This is a genomic window from Sphingobacterium sp. UBA2480 (genome assembly GCF_002341965.1).
Classification (GTDB): Bacteria; Bacteroidota; Bacteroidia; order Sphingobacteriales; family Sphingobacteriaceae; genus Sphingobacterium; species Sphingobacterium multivorum.
In genome coordinates, this window is record NZ_DDPA01000008.1 from 24,273 (window position 1) to 45,443 (window position 21,171).

Annotated in this window: 15 protein-coding genes; 5 read left to right on the forward strand and 10 right to left on the reverse strand. The window is 42.6% G+C overall.

Annotated elements, in window-relative coordinates:
- Window positions 1-18: 18 nt before the first annotated feature.
- The 5 genes from B3600_RS18945 to B3600_RS18965 form a co-directional block, all read right to left on the reverse strand.
- On the reverse strand, window positions 19-753 hold the full coding sequence (locus tag B3600_RS18945; protein ID WP_156167628.1) for a hypothetical protein: 735 nt from the start codon (window positions 751-753) through the stop codon (window positions 19-21).
- Between the two features lie 293 nt (window positions 754-1,046).
- On the reverse strand, window positions 1,047-1,520 hold the full coding sequence (locus B3600_RS18950) for an LIC11966 family surface protein (RefSeq protein WP_286754017.1): 474 nt from the start codon (window positions 1,518-1,520) through the stop codon (window positions 1,047-1,049).
- Between the two features lie 113 nt (window positions 1,521-1,633).
- Window positions 1,634-2,695, reverse strand: a complete 1,062-nt coding sequence (locus B3600_RS18955; protein ID WP_286754018.1) for a hypothetical protein — start codon at window positions 2,693-2,695, stop codon at window positions 1,634-1,636.
- 99 nt (window positions 2,696-2,794) lie between these two features.
- The gene (locus tag B3600_RS18960) at window positions 2,795-4,582 is read right to left on the reverse strand and encodes an HSP90 family protein (RefSeq protein WP_286754019.1); all 1,788 of its coding nucleotides are present in this window, start codon (window positions 4,580-4,582) and stop codon (window positions 2,795-2,797) included.
- Window positions 4,583-4,589: 7 nt separating this feature from the next.
- Window positions 4,590-7,067: a tetratricopeptide repeat protein gene (locus B3600_RS18965; RefSeq protein WP_286754020.1), complete on the reverse strand. Its 2,478-nt coding sequence runs from the start codon at window positions 7,065-7,067 to the stop codon at window positions 4,590-4,592.
- Between the two features lie 227 nt (window positions 7,068-7,294).
- Between B3600_RS18965 and B3600_RS18970 the strand changes: the two genes are divergently transcribed.
- The 3 genes from B3600_RS18970 to B3600_RS18980 all read left to right on the forward strand — a co-directional run bounded on the left by B3600_RS18970 (window position 7,295) and on the right by B3600_RS18980 (window position 11,220).
- On the forward strand, window positions 7,295-9,463 hold the full coding sequence (locus B3600_RS18970; protein WP_286754021.1) for a TonB-dependent receptor: 2,169 nt from the start codon (window positions 7,295-7,297) through the stop codon (window positions 9,461-9,463).
- A 183-nt stretch (window positions 9,464-9,646) separates the two neighbouring features.
- Window positions 9,647-10,156 (forward strand): DUF4625 domain-containing protein, encoded by a 510-nt coding sequence (locus B3600_RS18975; RefSeq protein ID WP_286754022.1) that lies wholly within the window; start codon window positions 9,647-9,649, stop codon window positions 10,154-10,156.
- Between the two features lie 44 nt (window positions 10,157-10,200).
- Entirely contained in the window at window positions 10,201-11,220 is a 1,020-nt protein-coding gene (locus B3600_RS18980; RefSeq protein WP_286754023.1) for a DUF4625 domain-containing protein, read from the forward strand.
- Between the two features lie 122 nt (window positions 11,221-11,342).
- On the opposite strand, the gene B3600_RS18985 is transcribed toward B3600_RS18980, so the two are convergent.
- The 4 genes from B3600_RS18985 to B3600_RS19000 form a co-directional block, all read right to left on the reverse strand.
- A complete protein-coding gene (locus B3600_RS18985; protein ID WP_286754024.1) occupies window positions 11,343-11,792 on the reverse strand; it encodes a PepSY-like domain-containing protein in 450 nt (149 codons plus the stop codon).
- 82 nt (window positions 11,793-11,874) lie between these two features.
- Complete coding sequence (locus B3600_RS18990; RefSeq protein WP_286754025.1) at window positions 11,875-13,158, reverse strand: sensor histidine kinase; 1,284 nt, start codon at window positions 13,156-13,158, stop codon at window positions 11,875-11,877.
- Complete coding sequence (locus tag B3600_RS18995; RefSeq protein WP_286754026.1) at window positions 13,155-13,832, reverse strand: response regulator transcription factor; 678 nt, start codon at window positions 13,830-13,832, stop codon at window positions 13,155-13,157. The genes B3600_RS18990 and B3600_RS18995 overlap by 4 nt, the downstream gene beginning before the upstream one ends.
- 137 nt (window positions 13,833-13,969) lie before the next feature.
- Entirely contained in the window at window positions 13,970-17,035 is a 3,066-nt protein-coding gene (locus B3600_RS19000; RefSeq protein WP_286754027.1) for a beta-L-arabinofuranosidase domain-containing protein, read from the reverse strand.
- Window positions 17,036-17,519: 484 nt separating this feature from the next.
- Between B3600_RS19000 and B3600_RS19005 the strand changes: the two genes are divergently transcribed.
- Window positions 17,520-18,428 carry a helix-turn-helix domain-containing protein gene (locus B3600_RS19005; RefSeq protein WP_286754028.1) on the forward strand — a complete coding sequence of 303 codons (909 nt, stop codon included), beginning with the start codon at window positions 17,520-17,522 and terminating at the stop codon, window positions 18,426-18,428.
- Window positions 18,429-18,543: 115 nt separating this feature from the next.
- Window positions 18,544-19,893, forward strand: coding sequence for an amidohydrolase (locus B3600_RS19010; protein WP_286754029.1), 1,350 nt, complete (start codon window positions 18,544-18,546; stop codon window positions 19,891-19,893).
- A 125-nt stretch (window positions 19,894-20,018) separates the two neighbouring features.
- Here B3600_RS19010 and B3600_RS19015 read toward each other — a convergent pair whose 3' ends face one another.
- The gene (locus tag B3600_RS19015) at window positions 20,019-21,053 is read right to left on the reverse strand and encodes an acyltransferase family protein (protein ID WP_286754030.1); all 1,035 of its coding nucleotides are present in this window, start codon (window positions 21,051-21,053) and stop codon (window positions 20,019-20,021) included.
- Between the last annotated feature and the right edge of the window lie 118 nt (window positions 21,054-21,171).

Here is a 21,171-nt window from a genome sequence, read left to right on the forward strand (position 1 = left end):
TCAGTAATTAAAAAAATATCAATAAATAATAAGTTTCTTTCTCTCCTCGGATGAGGTTTTTGAAAGTTGAAGCTCATTGTAGCGCATAACGTACTTTATAAAAAGATCATAATCGTATTTCTTTTCATTTTCAAACTCAGCAAATAGCTCCGGTTCGTCATTGATCAAACGCCCCAAAGCAATTGTCCGCTTCTTTTTGCTGTTGCTAAAAAGTCCATTCGTATTGCTATTTATTTCAATCACCTCACCGGTTGACTTTTTTAATGCATAGGCATATTTAGACTTACTGACTCCAATGGATAACATCGTACCACCACCGCCTGTACCAAACATCATTCCGCCGCCACCACCGAGATTCAAATTAGACACATAATAAACCATTATTTCTCCATCAACCAGCACTTCAGCAAAAGTTGGCTCCTCTGTATAATATCGACCTATTTGAAATACTTGTGGAGAAGTTCCCTGAACAGGTTCCAAGCCATTTTCGACATAAGAGGGTGCATAGACTTTTCTTTTTGATTCCCAGTAAGCACGAAATACCTGATCTGGGGTAAAAGTTAGTTTCTCTTTCTGTTGATTTTCAAATTTGAGCTTGTGATCCTTGATGGAGGAGATTTTTCCATAAAGGGTATCAGCGTTCATAAGCACTACGTAATCCAATTTTTTTGTGGCTTCCTGGGCACTGGCTGTCATTAGTATACTGGCGCAGGAAGACAAAATCACAGCAGTTAAAATTGATATGGCTTTCATTGAAATCTGTTTTTGTCAATAGCTTTTGATCGCATAAACTCTTTTGACTGTATTCACTTATACTTGGCACTCTCCGCCAAGCTTCACGTAAAACTACATAAAAATATGAAATTCAAGTTCAGCCTTAGGGGTTTTAACGTTTGTTAGCATTTTGTTTTGCGAGGTGCTGTCCTACAATACTGCGCCAAAGATTTTAGGACCCCGTGTTTCACAAGCGACAATAGCTGCACGGCAAAAAACAAAGCCACATCATTTTTGCTGATGTGGCTTACCGAACTGCGCATGCAATGATTTTAACTTTTATATTTACTTTCAAATGCTGTAGATGCTTTATTGACACCATTGCTCATATTTTCAAACGCTTTATTGATATTGTCAAGCAATGCAGACTCTTTGGTCGCATCTGGTGTTTTATTTTTTCGGAGCTCAATCAATTTGGGATAATCCTCCGTAACGATTTTCTTATACCCATTTAAGCCATCAAGCACTGCTTTTTGGAATGTCGCATCGCCTTTGAAATCTCCCAGATCTTCTACTTTCTTGATATCATCATTCAGAGATTTTTCCCAATCTGCACGTACCTGTTCGGCTTTCGTATAATCGGAACCATTCATTGCGGCATTCATCTCCGTCACATGTGTTTCACTACTGTTGATAACAGTAATGATCGAATTGTTGTATGCTGCAGGATCTTTTTCTCCCGAACTACAACTTGACATAGTCAATACCGCTACGGTCACCATGCCTGTAATAATTTGTTTAATCATTGTTGATCTATTTTTTCTTTATAATTCAGCATTAAATGCTCATTTACACAAAGATAGTCTTCAAATCATCGGGATTTCATCACGGAAATCAGGGATTTCCGGGGCCATTCAAGCTAAAGGGACATTAACTGATTGCGAAAGTTGTGATTCCCATTGCGTTGATCAAAACGGTCTGCAAGTTGATCCGCTAGTTTCCCATAATGGGTCGCCAGTTCACTTGCGGTGTAGGTATTTTTCCCTTGAAAAAGATTATGCTGATTGCCGAGCTCAAGTATAAAAGGTTCGTCGGGACCGAAGTTCTTCATGGCTTCGGCGATGTAGCAGGCCAATTGGAACATGGATCTATTTTCGGGACCATCGGCCCAAGGTAAAAAACGTTCGATCCATTCCTTGGCTTTACCACTATCGGTATAGGAAAAATAGGTTGCTAGTTTAATTGTCGAGATCAAAATTGCGGAATCCTTTTCTTTCTTAAAAACCTCCTTTTCTGCCAGCAGCGCCATTTTATCCGCTTGTTCGGCATCACCTTGCTTAAGACCTTCATAAGCCAGGTTCACGGCCGTACGCAAAGGGACATGTGAACAGGTAAACTGCCCTTCAATTAAGGGCAAGGCTTTCTCGGCTGCAGGAGCATATCCATACTGTAATAGTGTTGCTGATACTTCGGCGTCCATTTCACAGGCTTCACAGTCGCTCATGTCATCTCTCTGCACAGCATTTACGTTCTTCAATGCGCGCTCGACAGCGGCTATATCTTTTTGCGCAAGGGCATCACTTAACTCTTCATTGTGTATGGCACGCTTTCCATAACCGTTACGAATCAAGCGTTTTTCAAAGTCGCCCAAAGCTGCTTCAATCTGCTCACGGCTGACAGCAGGATTATCGTATAATTCGGACATCATCCATTTGTATTGCCATAAGAAATCTTCTTCATTAAAGAGTTCCGGATTTTCATCGTAAGCTTGTAATATCCACGCAAATGCGGGTAACGACTCGGTTGAAAAAGCGAGGTCTATCTCTTCACTGATTAAATCTAAACGAAGGTCATATCCCCATTCAATATCTTGGTTTTCATCTGCAATCCGTATAGCCTGTGTCAATAGATTAACCTTCTCCAAGGTATTGTCTACGCGTGCAACCTGATTGCGCAGTTTCTGAATTTTAAGTGTATACATCTTCTTATTCTCTTCTTTTAATGAAATATTTCCTTTTTAAATAAGCTCTCTAAAAGGTAAAGGGAAATTCTGACCTAGTGTAGAAATCCCTCCACCGCGTTAAAGATTCACAAAATTATCCAGCCCCATTACAATGAGGCTCTTTAGGGCTTCGTTCATGACCTTCATTTCCCGTTCCTGGACAGGGTACTTGCCCAAAATGAGTGCCTGCACGTAAAGTACTTCAATGACTGAACGCAGCATGTAGGCATCTTTAATATCCATTAGGGTGCTGATCAGCTGATTATCCGCATTTAAACATAAGGTATTCTGGATCTTATTCGGCCTGGATGTCTTGAGGACCTGCGCAAAAGGATTTGCATTTTCCTTTAATTGGCTAATCGTACTCTCTACACTATTTTGGTCCATTTTTGTAAAAATAGCTGGTGTATCAATCGGTTTAAACCGCCTAATTTCCAGGATACAGCTGTAATCGTCCAAAATGCGCTGCGCTTCTTTCTGAAAAGAAACATATTGATTTTGCTCATCCTCATGAATCGGCTGAAATGTTTCCAGGAGCTGATTTGGCGACATCTCTGTTATCTTATAGTCGGGGTATCGTTGTTTGATCTTGCGGAGCAACTCCGTATCAAAGGTATAAGAAGCATTCACAAGAATCATTCCCTGTGTATCGGCCATACGGTCAATCTGTTTGAAATCCTCAAAATCAGCGCAGTAATAGAGCTGCTGTTGCTGATCGATGATATTTTGGAAACTCCGCTGTCCGCGATTGGTTTCAAACGGGATATCAGCTAAAAAAATAGCCAGGAAGTCGGGATCTTCGAGCGCAAAAGCTTTTAAATGGAGATAATGTGTCTGGATAATACGTATATAAATATCGAAGTCTATCTTCTTCACTTGTTGCAGGTACGTTTTGAGCACAGCTGCAATTTCTTTTCGCGCCTGCCGCAATAGATCATTTTTCATCAGAGACTCTCGTGAGGCAGTAGCACTAAGTTCCTCTGTATTGACAAGCATCCGGACAAAAAATGCCCAATTTGGCAAAATAGACTGATCTTCTTCGGCAAGAAACATGCGCTTCAAGTAAATTCGGTGACGCTGCTTACTGCTAAACTGCGTACGGAAAGGTAAAATATACAACACACCCTTTGCCTTACCCGCCGTCGTTTCAAATGGAATTGCATCCAAAAAGTTGACATGAAAGAGTTCTTTGCCTATAGCAAGCAATTCCGTCTTCGAAATCGATGGAGCAAGCCATTTGGGTTCTTCTTTATGGATGATCTTTTCGGCACCTCCCACCACGATAGAAATAGTTTCTCGCAGCGCATCTCCATAAAACTTGATTTTCTTTTCAAAATAATCCCCTTCAAAAATATAGTTGAACTGCTTTTTAGGGTTTAGGATAACCCGTGTCCCGACAGGAATATCTTCTGTCAGACGCTCGATTTTATAGTCCCCTTCAGCTCTGGCCGTCCAACGTAGAGGCAGTTGTTCTAGAGCGGACTTTGTTTCAACAATAATCTCATCGCTGACCACAAAACAAGAAAGCAATCCAATACCAAACTTACCGATAAAGTCCTGGGCATCCTTGATGTCCTTACTCTTTGAACTCTCCCCGATAACCGACAAAAATTGATGAATATCGGCCTTTTTTAGGCCTATTCCATTATCGCTGAACAGAAACTTCGGTTGTTCAGTGCTTGGCAGCTCAATCGTTATTTTTCCTTGATGCTGTTCATCCAAGTGTTTCAATGCTGTAATTGCATCCACGCCGTTTTGAAGCAGTTCCCGAATAAATGTATTGGGATCGCTATACAGGTGTTCTGAGAGCAGTGCGATCATTCCTTTCAGATTGACCTGAAAGGAATAGGATTTTTCTTCTTGCATGTTTTTCTTACTTTCTCGTTTTCTTTGTCAATCGAATAGCATCATCATGTCCATTGTCTGCCGCCCGTTCAAACCACTCCAGGGCAAGATCTTCATTTTCTTCTACCCCGTCCCCCATGAGATAACAGTTGGCCAGTTTATATTGTGCGTCAGCATGATCGGCTTCGGCGGCCTTCATAAGCCATTCGACACCGTCTTGAAGGTCCATCGGTACGCCATCTCCTTCCAGCAGTTGCACCGCAACAAAGTAAGTGGCATACACATTCCCTTGCTGCGCTACTTCCATAAAATACCCATAGGCGGCTGCTTTATCGATCTCGGTACCTATTCCAAAATAATAACAACGGGCCAATCGGTAGCTCGCCTGCTGATTTCCTCGCTCCGCAGCTTGTGTATAATATCCAAAAGCTTTTGCTGGCTGTGCTTCCACGCCGATACCAAACTCATAACACATGCCAATTCCCTCCGTCAGATAGCCAAGTTTTTCGGCACGCATGTAGTAATCAAAACCTTTGTCGTATTCTTCCCGCTGATCATAGTCGAAGAAAAAGTAGTCGCCAAGCAGCACGAGTGCCTCAGCTACATTTTTTTGTGCTGCCTCTTCCAAAAGCTGAAGACCATGCGCTACATTCTGTTGCACCAAACCGGTCAAATAATATCGTCCCAATACGTAAATTGCATAAGGGAACCCCAGATCAGCAGCTTTCTTAATATTTTCCTGTGCTTTAAATGTATCTTGGTTCAATCCGTAACCATACTCATAACAGAGCCCCAGATCAGTCAAAGCCTGTACATGATTTCGTTCAGCAGCCTGTTGGTATAAAGCAATCATCCGGTCCAGATTTATCTCCGTACCTATGCCCCCCCGGTAACATCGCGCCAGTTCATATATACTATTTAGCTCCTGCATCCCGGCTCCGGTTTCAAAGGCAGTAAAAGCTGCTTTCGGTTGGGGAGCTCCGGACTGGTGATAATCATTTTCCAAATAAATACCTTTTAAATAATAGGCATAGGGATAGCCAAGATCTGCCGCACGCGAGAAATAATCAAAGGCCAATTTATAATCCGGTTCGGATTTTAATTCAGCAGCTAAACCCATTTCAGTCAGCGCAGTAGCGTTATTATATACTGCCGCTTCCTCGAAGTAAGGCAATGCAGCTGCCAGATCAGGCGCATCATTATGGATTCCATACTTTAAGAATCTGCCGACTTGATATAAAGCTTGTGGCAGTTTATCTTTTGCGGCATCCTGATAATAATCAAAGGCGGCTTTGTAATCCGGAGCCAAACCCTCGTAACCAGATTCGAGCATATTGCCTAGACGCAACTTGGCGTAAGCAATATTTTTTTCTGCCATTGCGCTGAAGCGCTGGAATGCTGATGTTTCATTCCTAGGAAGGAACTGACCTTCGAGGAGGATTTCAGCAAGTTCAACCTGTGCTTCCACATAATTATCTCTCTCGTCGAGCAGATGCAATAAAGATAATCCCTTTTTGATGTCCTGCAGCGCGTTCTGATAGAGATAGAGACAAGCAAGACGATAGCCTGCATAATTGTTATTATAATCGTATGCTTTCTGGAGATACCACAGCGGTTCTTCGAAATCCTGTTTTTCCCTATTTTCATTGCCTAATACCTGAAGTTTGATAAGTGCTATTTGCACCGCAGCATCCATCATTCCGTACTCAAATAACTCTTGATATTCCGGTATAAGAAGCTCCTGTTCAATTAAGGAAGCCGCCTCCGCACGTTTTATTTCATTCAGCACAAATCTGCAGTAACGAGATTCAGCCATCGCAATACCCTCTTCCAGTGTTTGCAGGCGTTTTTCCTTGTCCTCTTTACGCGCATAGTAAAATTGGAGCGCCTCATAATAATGGCGCAGTAGTTTCCTCTCCGGAGACTGCTTGAGCACCTGTATACGGTCAATGATTTCTTCGTATTTATCGGTCCAGACATCGATATGGGCAGCATAAGCTATTCCCCAGCGATCTCCGCCCAACGCGAGCTCATCCAGTTCGGCCTTGGCGCTATCGCGGTCGATAGCAGCCAGCATGCCTAAATAGTTGTAATATAAATAAAGCGGTCTTGCCCATTCAACACCCACATCGATGCCTCTCTTCAAATACAGGGAAGCTTTTTCTTTATCCACCACATGTCGGCGGCATAAAATATGCTGTAAGCCAAGCTCCACCCATGCATGAGGATTGATCGCAGCATAGCGCTCCAATATTGTCCGTATTTTATCAATAAAAAAGGAATAATCCTCTTCGTTCAGATATACGTTTGCTACAAAATCAGTTCCTTTTTCAAATAATGCATCATAAAGTGCAGCCGCACTGGGTTGCTGCAAGTTGTGCTCAAAATAAATCAGGACATCAAGCCATATATCGGGCGTAATGCGTTTCGAAAGGTCAACTGTCAATTGATGTTCAGCCGATTGCAATGCGGCAACTTTAATAGAATATTCTTCACTTAACTTCATATATGATCGTATGTACTACTTGTAAAACATGCTTTTTATACTCTTCAGGCGCCAAAAAGCAACAAAAACTTTGCCACTGTATCGTACAGTCAATTCCGCCTATTATAATGCAACTATATTGCTTTTAAAATCTTTTCTCTATATTTGTTGCAACTTAATTGCAATACATACAAGTTGGAATACATATGGATTGCACGACTTACGCTTTACGAATCGAATCCACATAGATGAATAGGTATATTATTTTTTCAATTATCGCAGCACAACAACTATTTTTTCCTTGCTATGGACAGGAGAAGAGCATCGAGCTTGAAGAAGTTAAAGTAGGCGGGCGACGTTATCACCGCGCAGCAGAGGGCGCATTATCGATCCAGCTGTTGACTGCCGACTCTATACAAAAATACCAAGGCGGGAGTTTAATGCAGACATTAAGCCGACTTCCCGGTGTCAGCGCCATCGGCATAGGTGCCAATCAATCTAAACCGCAAATTAGAGGGCTCGGATTTAATCGTGTGGCCACGGTAGAAAATGGCATTAAACATGAAGGCCAGCAGTGGGGATTGGATCATGGACTGGAAATCGATCAATTCAGTGTGGGAAGTGCCGAGGTACTTAAGGGGGCCAGCTCATTTCTCTATGGCTCAGATGCTATTGGGGGTGTGGTTCGGTTAGCACCGCCAGCGGAACTACAGAAGACAGGTTTTAAAGGGCAGTTTAACCTATTGACAAAGTCAAACAACGCGACTTTTGGCGGATCGCTACAAGCACAGGGTAGAAAGGGGAATTGGGTATTTGGAGGCGGATTCACGCACCTGGAATATGGCGATTACCGAGTGCCCACAGATACTGTCTATGTCTACAATTATGCGGTACGCCTGAAAGATCGGCATGTTCGCAACACAGCAGGACGAGAAACACATTTTCAACTACGTGGTGGATATCTATCGGATCGTTTTTCTTCGATTTTCTACCTGAGTAATTATCATACAAAGCTTGGCTTCTTTGCCAATGCGCATGGCTTGGAACCGCGGGGCGTAGATACAGCTCTTTATGACAAATCCAGTCGTGACATTGGTTTCCCTAGCCAGACGGTCAATCACCTGAAGATTATTAACCGCAACTTTATCGATCTGGATAAGCATAAGCTTTGGATAGACCTGGGTTATCAGAAAAACTACCGCCAAGAGTACAACAATTACAACGCGCATGGTTATATGCCTCCCGTTTATCCAAACGATATGACTGTCCCGATCAATTTGGAAAGGTTGTATGACAAACGGGTCTATAGTATCACTGTAAAAGACCAATTTGAGTTGGCCAGACATCGACTTACCCTAGGTGCAAATGGAGAGTATCAGGACAATCGGATCGATGGCTGGGGCTTCCTCATCCCCTCATTTAACCAAAAAGCAATGGGCCTATTCGTATTCGATCAATACAAGCTCGCGGACCAAACGATGCTGTACGGGGCGTTGCGTTACGATTACAGCCATATTCAGACGTCACCTTATCGGGATTGGTTCGAATCACAGCTGGAAGACAATCAGTCGGGAAGAATAGTTCGGGCTTCAGCGCTCAGTCGCCGTTTCAATAGCCTGGTTTGGTCTTTAGGAGCGGCACATCAATTCGGAGATCTGGAAACAAAAATCAATGTAGGAAAGAGTTTCAGGGCTCCTATTGCACAGGAGCTCGGTGCTAATGGTGTCAACTATCACTACTTCAGTTATGAAAAAGGCAATCAATCCTTGTCCCCCGAACAATCCTACCAGCTGGATTTATCATTGACCTGGAGTCCCAAAAAAGTCTTTGTCGCCTTTACGCCGTTCTTTAATTACTTTTCCAATTATATCTACCTCAACCCCACGTCGCGCTACGATCAATATTATGGTGCTGGCAATCAAATCTTTGAATATATGGAAAGCCGTGTTCGCCGCTATGGAGCTGAATTGAAGCTCAGCTATCAGCCTTTGAAACAATGGAAAGTAGAACTATTGGGCGAATTTGTCCGATCAGAACAACTATCGGGTGCAAAGAAAGGCTATACACTTCCGTTTTCTCCGGCGCCTTCAGCGTTGATGGACATCAGCTGGACAGCAAAAAATAGCAAACATTTTAAAGAGACCTACCTTTCCGTCGATTGCAAATGGACAGCTGCGCAGCATCATATTGTTCCGCCAGAAGAGTCCACAGCAGCTTATCAGGTCTTCAACTTTCGAGCAGGAACACAGCTTCGGTTTTCGGGATCTGCCCTCCAATTACGCTTACAGGTTCAAAATCTATTTGATAAGAAGTATATGGATCATACCAGCTTTTATCGGCTGATCTCATTGCCTGAACAGGGGAGGAATTTTATGCTATCCGTTGGAGTTCCCTTTGGAAAACAGTCCAGATCATAACATGAATCACCGTGAACGAAGAATAAAAATAACATCTACCGAAAGACAACCGCTTTAAATAAGCCTTTGATCGCAATGAATTACGTGAATCGAAGCGTACAGTAAACTCTTATACAATTTTGTAACGAAGACACCTGAATAACCGAACATCACACAGGCATGCTAACAATAAAAGATATACGAATGAATAAAAATTTAAAAATGAAAGGATCTCCTATGAAAACAGTCCAAAAATATACACTTATCGCGGTGTTACTTACGACGGCCGTTGCCTGTAAGAAAGATAAGGAAAGTATCGACACCGAAAAACCGGTCATCGCCATCGATTCCGAAACAGCCTTTCCAAAACAGTGCAGCACCATTAAACGGGGTACGAGCTTTACTTTCCGCAGTAAGCTATCCGACAATGTAGCGCTCGGAAGCTATAGTATTGATGTACACCACAATTTTGACCATCATTCGCATAGCACAGAAATCGGAGAGTGTACTATAGAACCTATCAAAACGCCTATCAAACCCTTTACTTTAGTCAAGACCGTCACTATTCCGGGGCAACCTCAGCAATACGATGCCGAATTAAAGATTGATGTACCAGCCGATATCGATCCCGGCAATTATCATTTTATGATCCAGGTGACCGACCTGGCGGGATGGAGCAGCCAAAAAGGAATCAGCATCCGTATACTCGAATAATACCATACATATTTATCAACTCAATTTAATTAAATCCATTTTACATGAAAACTAGAAACATTCGCTTCTTCTTCCTGTTAAGTACAATTCTTTTCGGTTTTTTATCATCCTGTAAGAAAGATAACGAGGAAATTCCAGCACTTGCAAAGCCCCAGATCAGCGCACTCGAAATCGGCAGTGGCAATAACAAAACTGTTCAGGCAGGATCAGACCTTCATCTTGAAGGTGATATTCTTGCCGAAGCACTCATTGCTAAGATCGAAATAGAGGTTCATCAGGAAGGTGGTGGTCAATATAAGTTCACAAAAGCCTATACGGATGGGAAATACATGGGTGTAAAAAATGCGACATTTCATGAACACATCGATGTTCCGGCAGATGCACCCGCAGGAGCTTATCATTTTCATTTTACAGTAACCGACAAAGCCGGAAATACAACTACAATAGAATCGCCATTAACCATACAAGGTACAGATGCCAAAGTTGCCTATAAGCTTATATTTACGGAAGTAGCCGGCGAAGCCCATGGCGACCATTTCCATGATCTTGCCGACAAAGAAAAGGTAGAACCAATTGTTATCAGCTTTGATGAGAAGGGAACAGCATTGGCTGGAGGACATGCTCACCTCCATCCCGCAGGTATCTATAAAGTTGAATTAAAACAATTTGATGCTTCTTCAAAAGAAATCCAGGGGCAATATATTGTCAATAAAGCAACAGCAGACTACTATAAGGCATTCCTTACAGGTGGTTCTTTTGTTTTAAATCCGAATAGCAGTACAGGAAGCGGAGCAATCTTTCAAACGAAAGAGGCGACCTACGGTGATGGCACTGCAGTCAACGGAGCAACGGAGACCACAGGAATCATCACGTACTTTACAGCAGGAAAAGATAATGAAGGCGAAAAAAATGTAGTCTTTGTACTTCGCAAATTTAACGATGCAACCACAAAAGCAAAAGTTACCCGTGCTGATTGGAACTCTTCGGATTATGTCGCTAAGTTTGCTGGTCAGGATCTCATAAAGCTATCTTTTGAACTTCATGCAGAGGAAGGAGAAGATTAGTCCCAAAACAAAAAACCGCCTTGCTATTCACAATTTGTTGGCAAGGTGGTTTTACACAGGTCATTTTCCCGACGTCCGCAGTTGGCAAAATCATCAAAGCGTTATTTTTTACAGCAATTGGCTTAGTCCCTTACCTTCGTAAGCACATTTCCCTGTGGATCGAGTACCAGCTTCCACTCCTCTTTGCCATTTTTCACTTCAAACGCATAACTCACTTTCTGCTCAGCGGTAATCTTTTTTGCGTCTTCAATGCGATAGCCCGGAAAATCTCTCTTCACCCGGTCCAGCACACTCTTCGGCAAATCTTTTTTGTTGATTTCAGTTTTATACCGCAAAACTTTTCCGTTATGCTGAAACCAAGCTTCCTGGTCTGTACCAAATAAGCCCGTTTCAAATTCCACTTCATACACGTTACCCTTCACCTCCCACTCCACTTTTTTGGCTTGTGGAAATTTCTGTTGGAAACTGTTCACCACCACAGCGGGCACTTGACTTTGTGGTATATCTTGCGCAATAGCTCCTGTTGTCGTCAGTGCAAGCACGAATGCACTCCAGATTAATTTACAATTCATGATTCTATTTTTTAGTATACTACAAAGGAAAAAAGCGAATCTGTAAAGATTTGGGAACACTTGCCTGATCCAGAAATATTTTCTAAGGGAACATATTTACCTGAAAGCTATGCTGGTTATTTTCATACTGGTAGACGATTACAAAACCATAGAGGTGACAGATGGCCTGCACAATGGCCAGCCCCAAGCCAGTACCTTTGGATGCTGCTTCTGACTTATAAAAACGGGAAAATACGAGGTTAGCATCCAAGGCGGCATGTGTACTCGTATTGGACACGGTCAGTCCTTCGTTCGTTATACGGATATTCACCTCACCCCCCAGTTTATTGTGGAACAACGCATTCCGCAGGAGATTTGACACAACGATGTTGGCTAAAGCACTGTCCATTTGCACGCTCAGCTGATCTTCTTGAACAACATTTATGCTTACCTTTTTAAACGCAGCAATAGCCTCCAACTCCGCCACAATATTCAGCACAAGGGCATTGAACGGAAGATCCGCGTTGTGCAAAAATTGTTTATTCTCAATTTTACTCAGCAGCAACAAGGATTTATTGAGGCGAACAAGCCGCTCGGCAGTTGCTAATACTGCTGCCACAGTCTCCGCCTGTTTCTGGTTTAGCCCCTCCGTCTCCGCCATGATTTCCAATTTGTTGATCATAATGGCCAACGGTGTCTGTAATTCATGCGAAGCATTGCCAATGAACTGTTTTTGCTGTTCATAGCTTTCTTCGTTATGGCGAATTAAAGTAGACACAGCTAGCTCGAGATCTTTAAATTCCTGGATCTGCGTATCCATAGCAGGCTTCTCCTTGGTTTTGCCCAAACGGAATCGTGTCAACTGATCCAAGAAAGTATATAATGGTCCCCATAAACGTTGTATTACGACTTTATTGATGGATACGATACTGATGACCAACAGAACAAATAAAATAACAACGGAATAAAAGAGATTCTTGATCAGATCACTTTCTTCGATCATCGAGTTGATGATCGAAAGTTCATAATAATGTCCTTGATGTTCGAATGCTGTCGTCAACATTCGGACGGGTTCCAGTTCCGGTTCGGGATCATCATCGTCCTGCATATACAACATGGTGTCCTTATAAACGTTTTGCATCTTGAGAGCTTGTTCTTCGGAGATCTGCCGCACCTTATAGTTATTTACCCCAAACTCCAAATCTGGAGCTACAGTGGGATTGCTGGAAAGCTCCTGGATAATGAGCCGTTTTTGGTTTTCGAGTTCCTCGTCGATATTATCGTGGATCACCTCCAGCATAAATAAATAAAACAGGGTTGACCAGAGCGCGATGACAACCAGCACAGAGATCGAAAGATACTTTAGTGTTTGGTTGGCTAATTTCATTTTTCGACAAGTTTATAACCGATTCCGTACACCGCTTCGAAATCCACATCAGCATGATTAGCCAAGAATTTTTTGCGTAAGTTTTTTATTTGTGAATAGATGAAATCAAGATTATCCGCCTGGTCCGTATTATCACCCCATACATGTTCTGCCAGTGCACTTTTGCTGACCAGTCTATTTTTGTTCAATAAGAAGTAATTGAGCATATCAAATTCCTTCCTATTTAAAGGTACAGGCTCCTGCCCAATGAATAAGCAGCGTTCATTGAGGTCCAACACGATGTTGCCCATTTCCAACGTATGCTTACCTTCCCGTTGTTTCCTTCGCAGCACAGCTTTAATCCGTGCGTTCAGCTCCGCAATGTGAAAGGGTTTTGTCAAATAGTCATCGGCTCCAAGCTCGAGTCCCTTTAGCTTATCATCCAAAGAATCCTTTGCCGAGATAATAATTACATTATCGGACTTACCTTCATTTTTGAGCTGATCGAGGATCTGCAGACCATTTCCTCCAGGCAGCATGATGTCGAGCAATATACAATCGTAGTCATATACCGCAACCTTTTCAAGCGCTGCCCGGTAATCTCCCGCGGTTTCTACCGTATATTCTTCTTTGATTAATGACGCTTTGACTATTTCCCTTAAATCTTCTTCATCTTCAATTAGGAGTACTTTCATCTTACCTTCTTTAACGCAATGAGAACCTTTGTAAACAGCATCGATATGCCAACTATAAATGACAATTCACACACACAATTGTTTCTGACAAAGATACCTTGAATTTGGGAAAGATTTAGGAATACACTGCTGGCCTCCTATTTTAAACTGACATCCAGGTAAACCGAATGACGTCCGTAGGTATCATAAAACGGTTTATAAAGCACATCGTCAATGTAAAATTCCAATGTTTCGGGATTCCCTTTAATCGACGTAGCAATATCGTTGGCGTTTAAGGTTACTTTACGCCAGTCTTTTCTTGCTGCAGGTTCCTGGGCTGCCAATAAGATCGGCCCATAAAATAGGCTGGCAATATTGGGCTGATCCATAACTGGCTCCAGATGAAACTGAAATGGCATTTTAAGAGCGATCACATCGCCATCTTTCCAGCTACGGTTTAAGGTCAGGTAAGTTCCCGGCTCAGCCTTGATTTTTTGATTGACACCATTGATTGCAACAAAAAATCCCTTCGTTGCCCAGCTTGGCACCCGCACATGAAGTTCAAATTTGCCATTCCCCTTTATCTTAAGCGATGTTTGATCCGCTTTCGGGAAACTTGTTTGTTGCTCGACGCTGATTCCGCGTTCTGTCCAATGTAAAGTAGAAGGAATATACAGATTGACATACAGCGCCTGATCATCCTTGCTCCTAAAATAGATCGTATTCTGCAATTTGGTACTGCTCTCAATAGCCGTACCGTTGCAGCAGGTAAAGCCTTTCATATCAGCATTTCCAAACTGCTTGATAGATCCCGCGCGTAAAGGCACATGATACGTATTTGCTGGACTATTTTCTGCAACAGACGCTAAGATGTGATTGTATAATCCACGTTCATAATAATCCATCAACTCTGCGCGCTGATCGAACATAAACAGGTCACTTGTCAATTTCAACATGTTATAGGTTGCGCAGGTTTCGTTCTGCCCACCTGCAGAAAATCCATTTTCATATAATGTCGCCGGCTCGCTAATAAAACATTCGGCATTGGCCGGATTTCTTGCCCCAGCCACACCACCGATACTATACATATAATCGTTGGTGGCCTTATACCAAAAGTTGTCCGCTATTTTATAATATTGAGGCTCATTGGACACCCGATATAGCTCCATACTGCCCACAATTTGAGGTATATGCTGATTGGCATGTAGCCCTCTAAAAGTATCTACATTTTTGGCCAGTCCATGTGCATGCGCTGCATTGCCGTAGAACATATCAATATTGTCAAATAAACGGGCGGTTTTTAAATAGTTCTCTTCACCCGTTATACGATATAACCTTGCCATCACTTCATTCATCCCGCCAAATTCACCGGCGATATAGGTGTTCCACATTTTGATCAGTGTGTCGGTCGGGACTTGATTTAAACGTGTATACACCCAGTTGCCCATTCCCTGAGCGATCTCTAATGCTTTTTTATTTCCACTTACTTCATAAACATCCAGCAGGCCGGCCAAGATCTTATGCAGGGTATAATAAGGAGCCCAAATTTGGTTCTTCTGCCCGCCATATTTTGCGCCATGCTCGAGCATAATAAACTGATCCGGGGGATAGGCACTGATAAAACCTAGCCCCCAGTTCCAATAATCTTTACGGATTCCTTCGTCACTCAGGTCAGAATCATAAGTCGATTTACCGGGACCATAAGGTACCGCAGCAGGATCTGCGACATAAGCCTGCCCCGCTTCTTTCTCTAACCTCGGTGCGCCCGACAACTTTGACAAGGCATAAAGCACGTTGACCATGGTATCCATCTTTCCCATAAATTTTGACTGGAGCGCTTTATCATACCCTGTGCTCGCATAAGCTTGTGCAATTGCCGTCAGGTAATGTCCTGTAGCATGTCCCCGCAGTTTGATATCCTTGCTGTCCCACACTTCCAAGGGCCGCGCACCTGCCGGTTGCTTCTGCCCAAACGCATGACGAAACATATAAAGGAATGAATTGGGATCCGATTTTGCCAATGTATCAATGAATTTATTCCGATTTTCAATAAACTTCGTTTGATGATGCTTTACATCCGTATTAAGGGAAACCTGATCCAAATGAAATGCTTCCAATTTTAAGTTAGGCAGGTTGGACTTTACCTTCCCTTTAACTGTAATGATGGCTTTCGGTTTCAGATCAGTCCCGGGAACACGCCCCGTGACAGTGTAAGCTGTTTGCTGCGAGACGGCACTATTGTCGGTTGGTGCAGGCCACAACACACGCACTTTCGGTCCTACCATACCGTCTTTATAGGTTCCGGTGACATAACTCGGCAATCGGGGCAGCTCACCAACCTCCGTTTCCACGGTCACGTCTGTTACCCCCGTTAAAAAGGCATTATAAAGCTCTGCTTTGTTCATTGGAAATCGCGGTAAGTCATCCTCAGCCTTACCCGTAGAAGTAATATCTTCACGAACACCCTTCAATGCATTTCTGTATACCATGCCGATCTGGTTTCGATTCAGTGGCACACGATAAATGCGAAAATCATGCAACAGTGCATTTAAACTTACACTGCCCCCCAACAGGGATTTTCCGATGTATAAAGTCCTCTTACTACCCGTCTGTCCAAAAACTTCAGCCAACTCCTGTGGGATATTTTTAACCTCTCCAGCAGGCATACCATCCAAATAAGTTTGCATAGCCCCTGAAGCTATGTCAACCACAATGGCCAGATGCACCCATTTGTTTAATGGCACAGCCGAAGAGACGGCATTTTTTACGTCGGCCTTCTTTGGGGCGATTATCCCCATGTAGCCATTTTGCTGCGCTGTCCCTGTTGGTGTTCCAGCAAAATGCCGGGCGATGTCTTGTCCAAAATCGAATAAATATTGCCCAGACTGCGCGGCACGTAAGTACATCCAGCCTGTTATACTGATCGACTCGAGATCATTGAGCACTTGCGGTGGAAGTACGACAAAATCATCCTTTCCTCCTGCCAGAGACAGCACCTTTATAAATTGCTTATCTGGCACAAACGAAGCTTTTGTGCCCTGAAATTTACCGTGTAATCCATTGCGCGACCAATCCTTAAAATCCCCATCAAAGACATAACGGGCCACCATGCCTGTCTCACCAATACCATCCAAGATCTGATCTCCACTCTGTGCCACAGCTATAGCTGTCGTTTTGATAAAAATCGTAAGAATTGCTGCAAAATATATCGTATATCTTTTCATATCGCTATTTATTATTCGCTAATGATTTAATGTTTAATGATCACCTTCTAGCTGGATGAACGCTGTCACCGTATCCTTTCCTTATATTGTCGTCAAAAGATGACAAACAAGATAAAAAGCGGCCTATTAAGCCTCCAAAGTCGAAGAATATGTTTTGTATTGCTGTCTATTTGACATTTATAAAATTAATGACTCTACATCATTAAACATAGGTTTATTTTAGCCGATATTCTCCAGATTTTAACTACCGTCCGTCGCGTCTACTGTCGTCCACGGGCCCAAAAATCCCACCGTTCCCTCGCAGAGGTAAAAATGCCACTTGCTATGCACAAACTAAGCGGATGTAAAAAGTCACTTTACTATCCCCATACTAAGTCGATGTAACACCACCACTATACTATGCCCATACAAACCTATGCAAACTCAGCGTGCTATGACCGATTACTCCGTGGTATTTTGTATTTTAGATTCGATATGATCTACTATGGATAAACGAAATTCAAAAATTTGGGCACCAGTAATCAGTCTGGATGGTTTCCGCAAGGAACAGACTGCAGGGCGCGACGAACTCCTATTTAATGAACTGCATGGCGAACGGCTTATCGACAAACCGCATAAACATGACTTTTTTATCATAAATCTGTTCGATAAAGCATCGGGGGTTCATACCATCGATTCGATTGACCATGTCATCAAAGATCATCAGGTTCATGTGCTCTTTCCCGGGCAAATGCACAAATGGCACGTCTATGCGGGTACTGTAGGCTATCAACTCATGATTGAACGATCTTTTTTTGAACACTTTGCTCCATTTTTCCGCTTTTCATTTACCAATTACCAAAACCATCCCGTCATTGACCTCACTGCAGATGCTTTTGCACAATTGCATTATGAATTCGAATCTGTGAAGCAGGAGTTAAAAAGAGAAAATTCACTTATTCCATTGATAACCGCCCGAGCGGGAGTCATTGCTGCGATTGTAAGCCGCGAGGCGGAGTCTGCCTTCACCGAATTCAAAGTCTATCAATCTGTTCCACGACTGGCGAAGTTCAATATGCTCATTGATGAATTCTTTAGGGAGCAAAAGCTCGTGGCTTTTTATGCCGAAAAGCTTCATATTTCGCCCAATTACCTCAATATACTGTGCAAAAAAAATCTGAAAATATCAGCCACACAACTTATTCACCAACGGATCAGCATTGAAGCCAAACGTCTTTTACAAAGCACAGAGCGATCCATCAAAGAAATTGCCTTTGAATTGGGTTTTGCAGATCAAGCTTATTTTTCGAACTTTTTTAAACAGCAAACCGGAGCAAGTCCGAGCGACTTTAGAGAAAATATTCATGTGGAGGGAGCACCTAAGTTCCTTGAAAGCAAAATCAAAAAAAGATAAATCACACAAAGAATGGCAGAAATATCCCAGCAAAAATGGGATACCGGCTATGTAACTTTGTAAAAGACTGGTAGACTTTTTATTCCGGTCACAAAATAACATAATAGGAAATAAAATGAAATCAACGGCCCTTTCTCGCAAGGAATTTATCAGAAACTCTGCGCTAGCACTTGCGGGTGCTACATTCATCCCGGGAATGCTATTTGCAGAAAATCGACATCATATGGCTCATCAAGGACTTTTGAGTGGCTACCAAGGTAAAAAAAGCTATACGTTGAAAAACGTGCTATTGGAAACCGGATTTGAGTACGATGGTGATGGTAATGAAACCGCAACAAAGACCGGTCTTTTTTCCGTTCAGATCACAAACGGGAAAATCAAAAATATCAGTGCCAACAGCAACAGTGCCGATGCGATCGATGCAAAAGGGCTTTTGATGCTACCTTCTTTTAAAGATATGCATATCCATTTGGACAAAACCTATTATGGCGACAAATGGCAGGCCGTAAGACGTGGCCCGGGGGGGGTAAAGGGCATGATTGCTCTCGAACAGAAAATTTTGCCCGAACTGCTTAAAAACTCCACCCATAAAGCAGAAAAACTAATCGAACTGCTACAATCCAAGGGCACCGCCTTTGCACGTAGCCATGTCAATATTGAACCCACGTCCAAACTAGATTCTTTACATCATCTACAGCTGGCGCTTGAAAATAAGAAAAATGGATTTGGCGCTGAATTAGTTGCTTTTCCACAACACGGTGTCTTCTATACCGATTCGGTGCCTTATCTGAAGGAAGCAGCGAAAACCAATATTGATTTTATCGGTGGGGTCGATCCCTTTTCCATTGATGGCGCTATTGAAAAAACAATGGATTTTACGGTTCAACTGGCTTTAGATAACAACAAAGGAATTGACATTCACTTACATGAATCTGGAGAATCGGGTTTGAAAACTGTAGAATACTTAATTAATAAAGTAAACGAGAATCCGGTTCTCAAAGGCAAGACCTACCTCAGCCATTGTTTCGTGCTCGGTCGACTGGAAAAAGCCAAACAACAGGAAATGGCCGAGAAACTTGGTGCTGCACAAATCGGTATCGTGTCTACGATCCCATTCGGTGGCTTAATTATGCCTATTCCAACGCTTATGGAAAACCACGTTAAGGTCATGACGGGCAATGACAGCATTGTAGACCATTGGAATACTTTCGGGACAGGCAGTGTACTACAAAAAGCTAATCTTGCAGCTCAGGTATACGGCCAGGCTACCGAATTTGCGCTATCCCGTATGCTGAAACTTGCTACCGCGGGCCCTACTCCATTGGATGACAAAGGCAATATGCAATGGCCAAAGGTCGGCGACAGTGCAGATATTGCCTTCCTTGATGCGAGTTGTTCGGCAGAAGCTATTTCAAGAATATCGCCCGTAAAATCACTTATCTATCAAGGAAATCTAGTTTTCTAGCCCTAAGACAAAGCCGTAAACGATTCATGACTTCAGCTTGGTTGCCAAAACAACCCAGCTAAAAAACTATATCTCCTATGAAAACCAGAAAGGTTCGGGGTAATCATTACCTTCGGACCTTTTATTTATGCTTTAAACCGCTTTATAATCCATGGTTCAATCCGGTCGCTTAGCAGATGAGCAACCACAAGCGTAAAACCAATAACAGCCGAAAGCAACAGGTATTTGTTTAAATAGGGGTGCAGATGGTTAAAAATGATAAAGCCGATGTGTTGATGGATCAAATACAGCGGATAGGTCAACATGCCAATTTTAACGAATTTCGGCGAATTGATCGCCTGGAGCTTTTTACAGGAAACCAGCAACATAAGCAGGTAAAACACAACGATGGTCGCTCCAATAATATAAGAAGAAAAGTCGCTGTGGAAAGTCCGTTCCAGCCAATGAATGCGCCCCACGGCACCATCGATGGAAATATACAAACACCAAGGTAAAGCCACAAAATGCTGGACTTTGGCCCCATGTAAAAACAGCTGACAAAATATAATTCCAGCAATAAAGTAGGCGCTCCAATCGAGCAAAAAGAACTCGTGGAGTGCGTCATAAATTTCCGAAGGCCCAACAAAAAAGCGCAAGCTGGACAATAGCAGCCAAAAATACACCAGGTAATCTAAACTTATTTTTTTAAATTGATTCAGAATAAGGAATAAGGCGATGATCAGGTAAAATTTCAACTCTACATAGAGCGACCAATAAGCGCCATCGACATCCCCCTGTCCCCATAGTTTTTGGACCATGGTTAGATTGGCCAATAGCTGTGTAAATGTGACATGATAACGTGGTGCGCCCCAAAAATAAGAAACGGTAAAAGTCAAAAGCAAACAAATCCAATACATCGGATACAAACGCTTGAAACGGGAATAGCAGAACTTACGCAACGAAAGATGCTTGATGGAAAAAGCGATCACAAAACCACTGATGATAAAAAATAAGTCTACGCCCAGGTAGCCATATTTAAAATATTCTCCGAGGCCATCGAAAACCAATAGCGACATATTTCCGGCAGCATACCCCCGATATAAATAATGATATAATACGACGGCAGATGCTGCGATAAAACGAAACAGATCGATTTGGTAAATTCTTTTGGACTCAGACATTTGGCTGCAAATATACGCTGTTTTTCGACAATTTTCAGGAGCGAACACACGCCATACAACAGATGCCATATCACCCCCTCTCACTCAACTTTATAACATCATTATGTGACTTGTTTAC

Coding starts and splice junctions, on each gene's coding strand:
- B3600_RS18945 (WP_156167628.1), bottom strand. CDS start 753: ATGAAAGCCATATCAATTTTAACTGCTGTGATTTTGTCTTCCTGCGCC.
- B3600_RS18950 (WP_286754017.1), bottom strand. CDS start 1,520: ATGATTAAACAAATTATTACAGGCATGGTGACCGTAGCGGTATTGACT.
- B3600_RS18955 (WP_286754018.1), bottom strand. CDS start 2,695: ATGTATACACTTAAAATTCAGAAACTGCGCAATCAGGTTGCACGCGTA.
- B3600_RS18960 (WP_286754019.1), bottom strand. CDS start 4,582: ATGCAAGAAGAAAAATCCTATTCCTTTCAGGTCAATCTGAAAGGAATG.
- B3600_RS18965 (WP_286754020.1), bottom strand. CDS start 7,067: ATGAAGTTAAGTGAAGAATATTCTATTAAAGTTGCCGCATTGCAATCG.
- B3600_RS18970 (WP_286754021.1), top strand. CDS start 7,295: ATGAATAGGTATATTATTTTTTCAATTATCGCAGCACAACAACTATTT.
- B3600_RS18975 (WP_286754022.1), top strand. CDS start 9,647: ATGAATAAAAATTTAAAAATGAAAGGATCTCCTATGAAAACAGTCCAA.
- B3600_RS18980 (WP_286754023.1), top strand. CDS start 10,201: ATGAAAACTAGAAACATTCGCTTCTTCTTCCTGTTAAGTACAATTCTT.
- B3600_RS18985 (WP_286754024.1), bottom strand. CDS start 11,792: ATGAATTGTAAATTAATCTGGAGTGCATTCGTGCTTGCACTGACGACA.
- B3600_RS18990 (WP_286754025.1), bottom strand. CDS start 13,158: ATGAAATTAGCCAACCAAACACTAAAGTATCTTTCGATCTCTGTGCTG.
- B3600_RS18995 (WP_286754026.1), bottom strand. CDS start 13,832: ATGAAAGTACTCCTAATTGAAGATGAAGAAGATTTAAGGGAAATAGTC.
- B3600_RS19000 (WP_286754027.1), bottom strand. CDS start 17,035: ATGAAAAGATATACGATATATTTTGCAGCAATTCTTACGATTTTTATC.
- B3600_RS19005 (WP_286754028.1), top strand. CDS start 17,520: ATGGATAAACGAAATTCAAAAATTTGGGCACCAGTAATCAGTCTGGAT.
- B3600_RS19010 (WP_286754029.1), top strand. CDS start 18,544: ATGAAATCAACGGCCCTTTCTCGCAAGGAATTTATCAGAAACTCTGCG.
- B3600_RS19015 (WP_286754030.1), bottom strand. CDS start 21,053: ATGTCTGAGTCCAAAAGAATTTACCAAATCGATCTGTTTCGTTTTATC.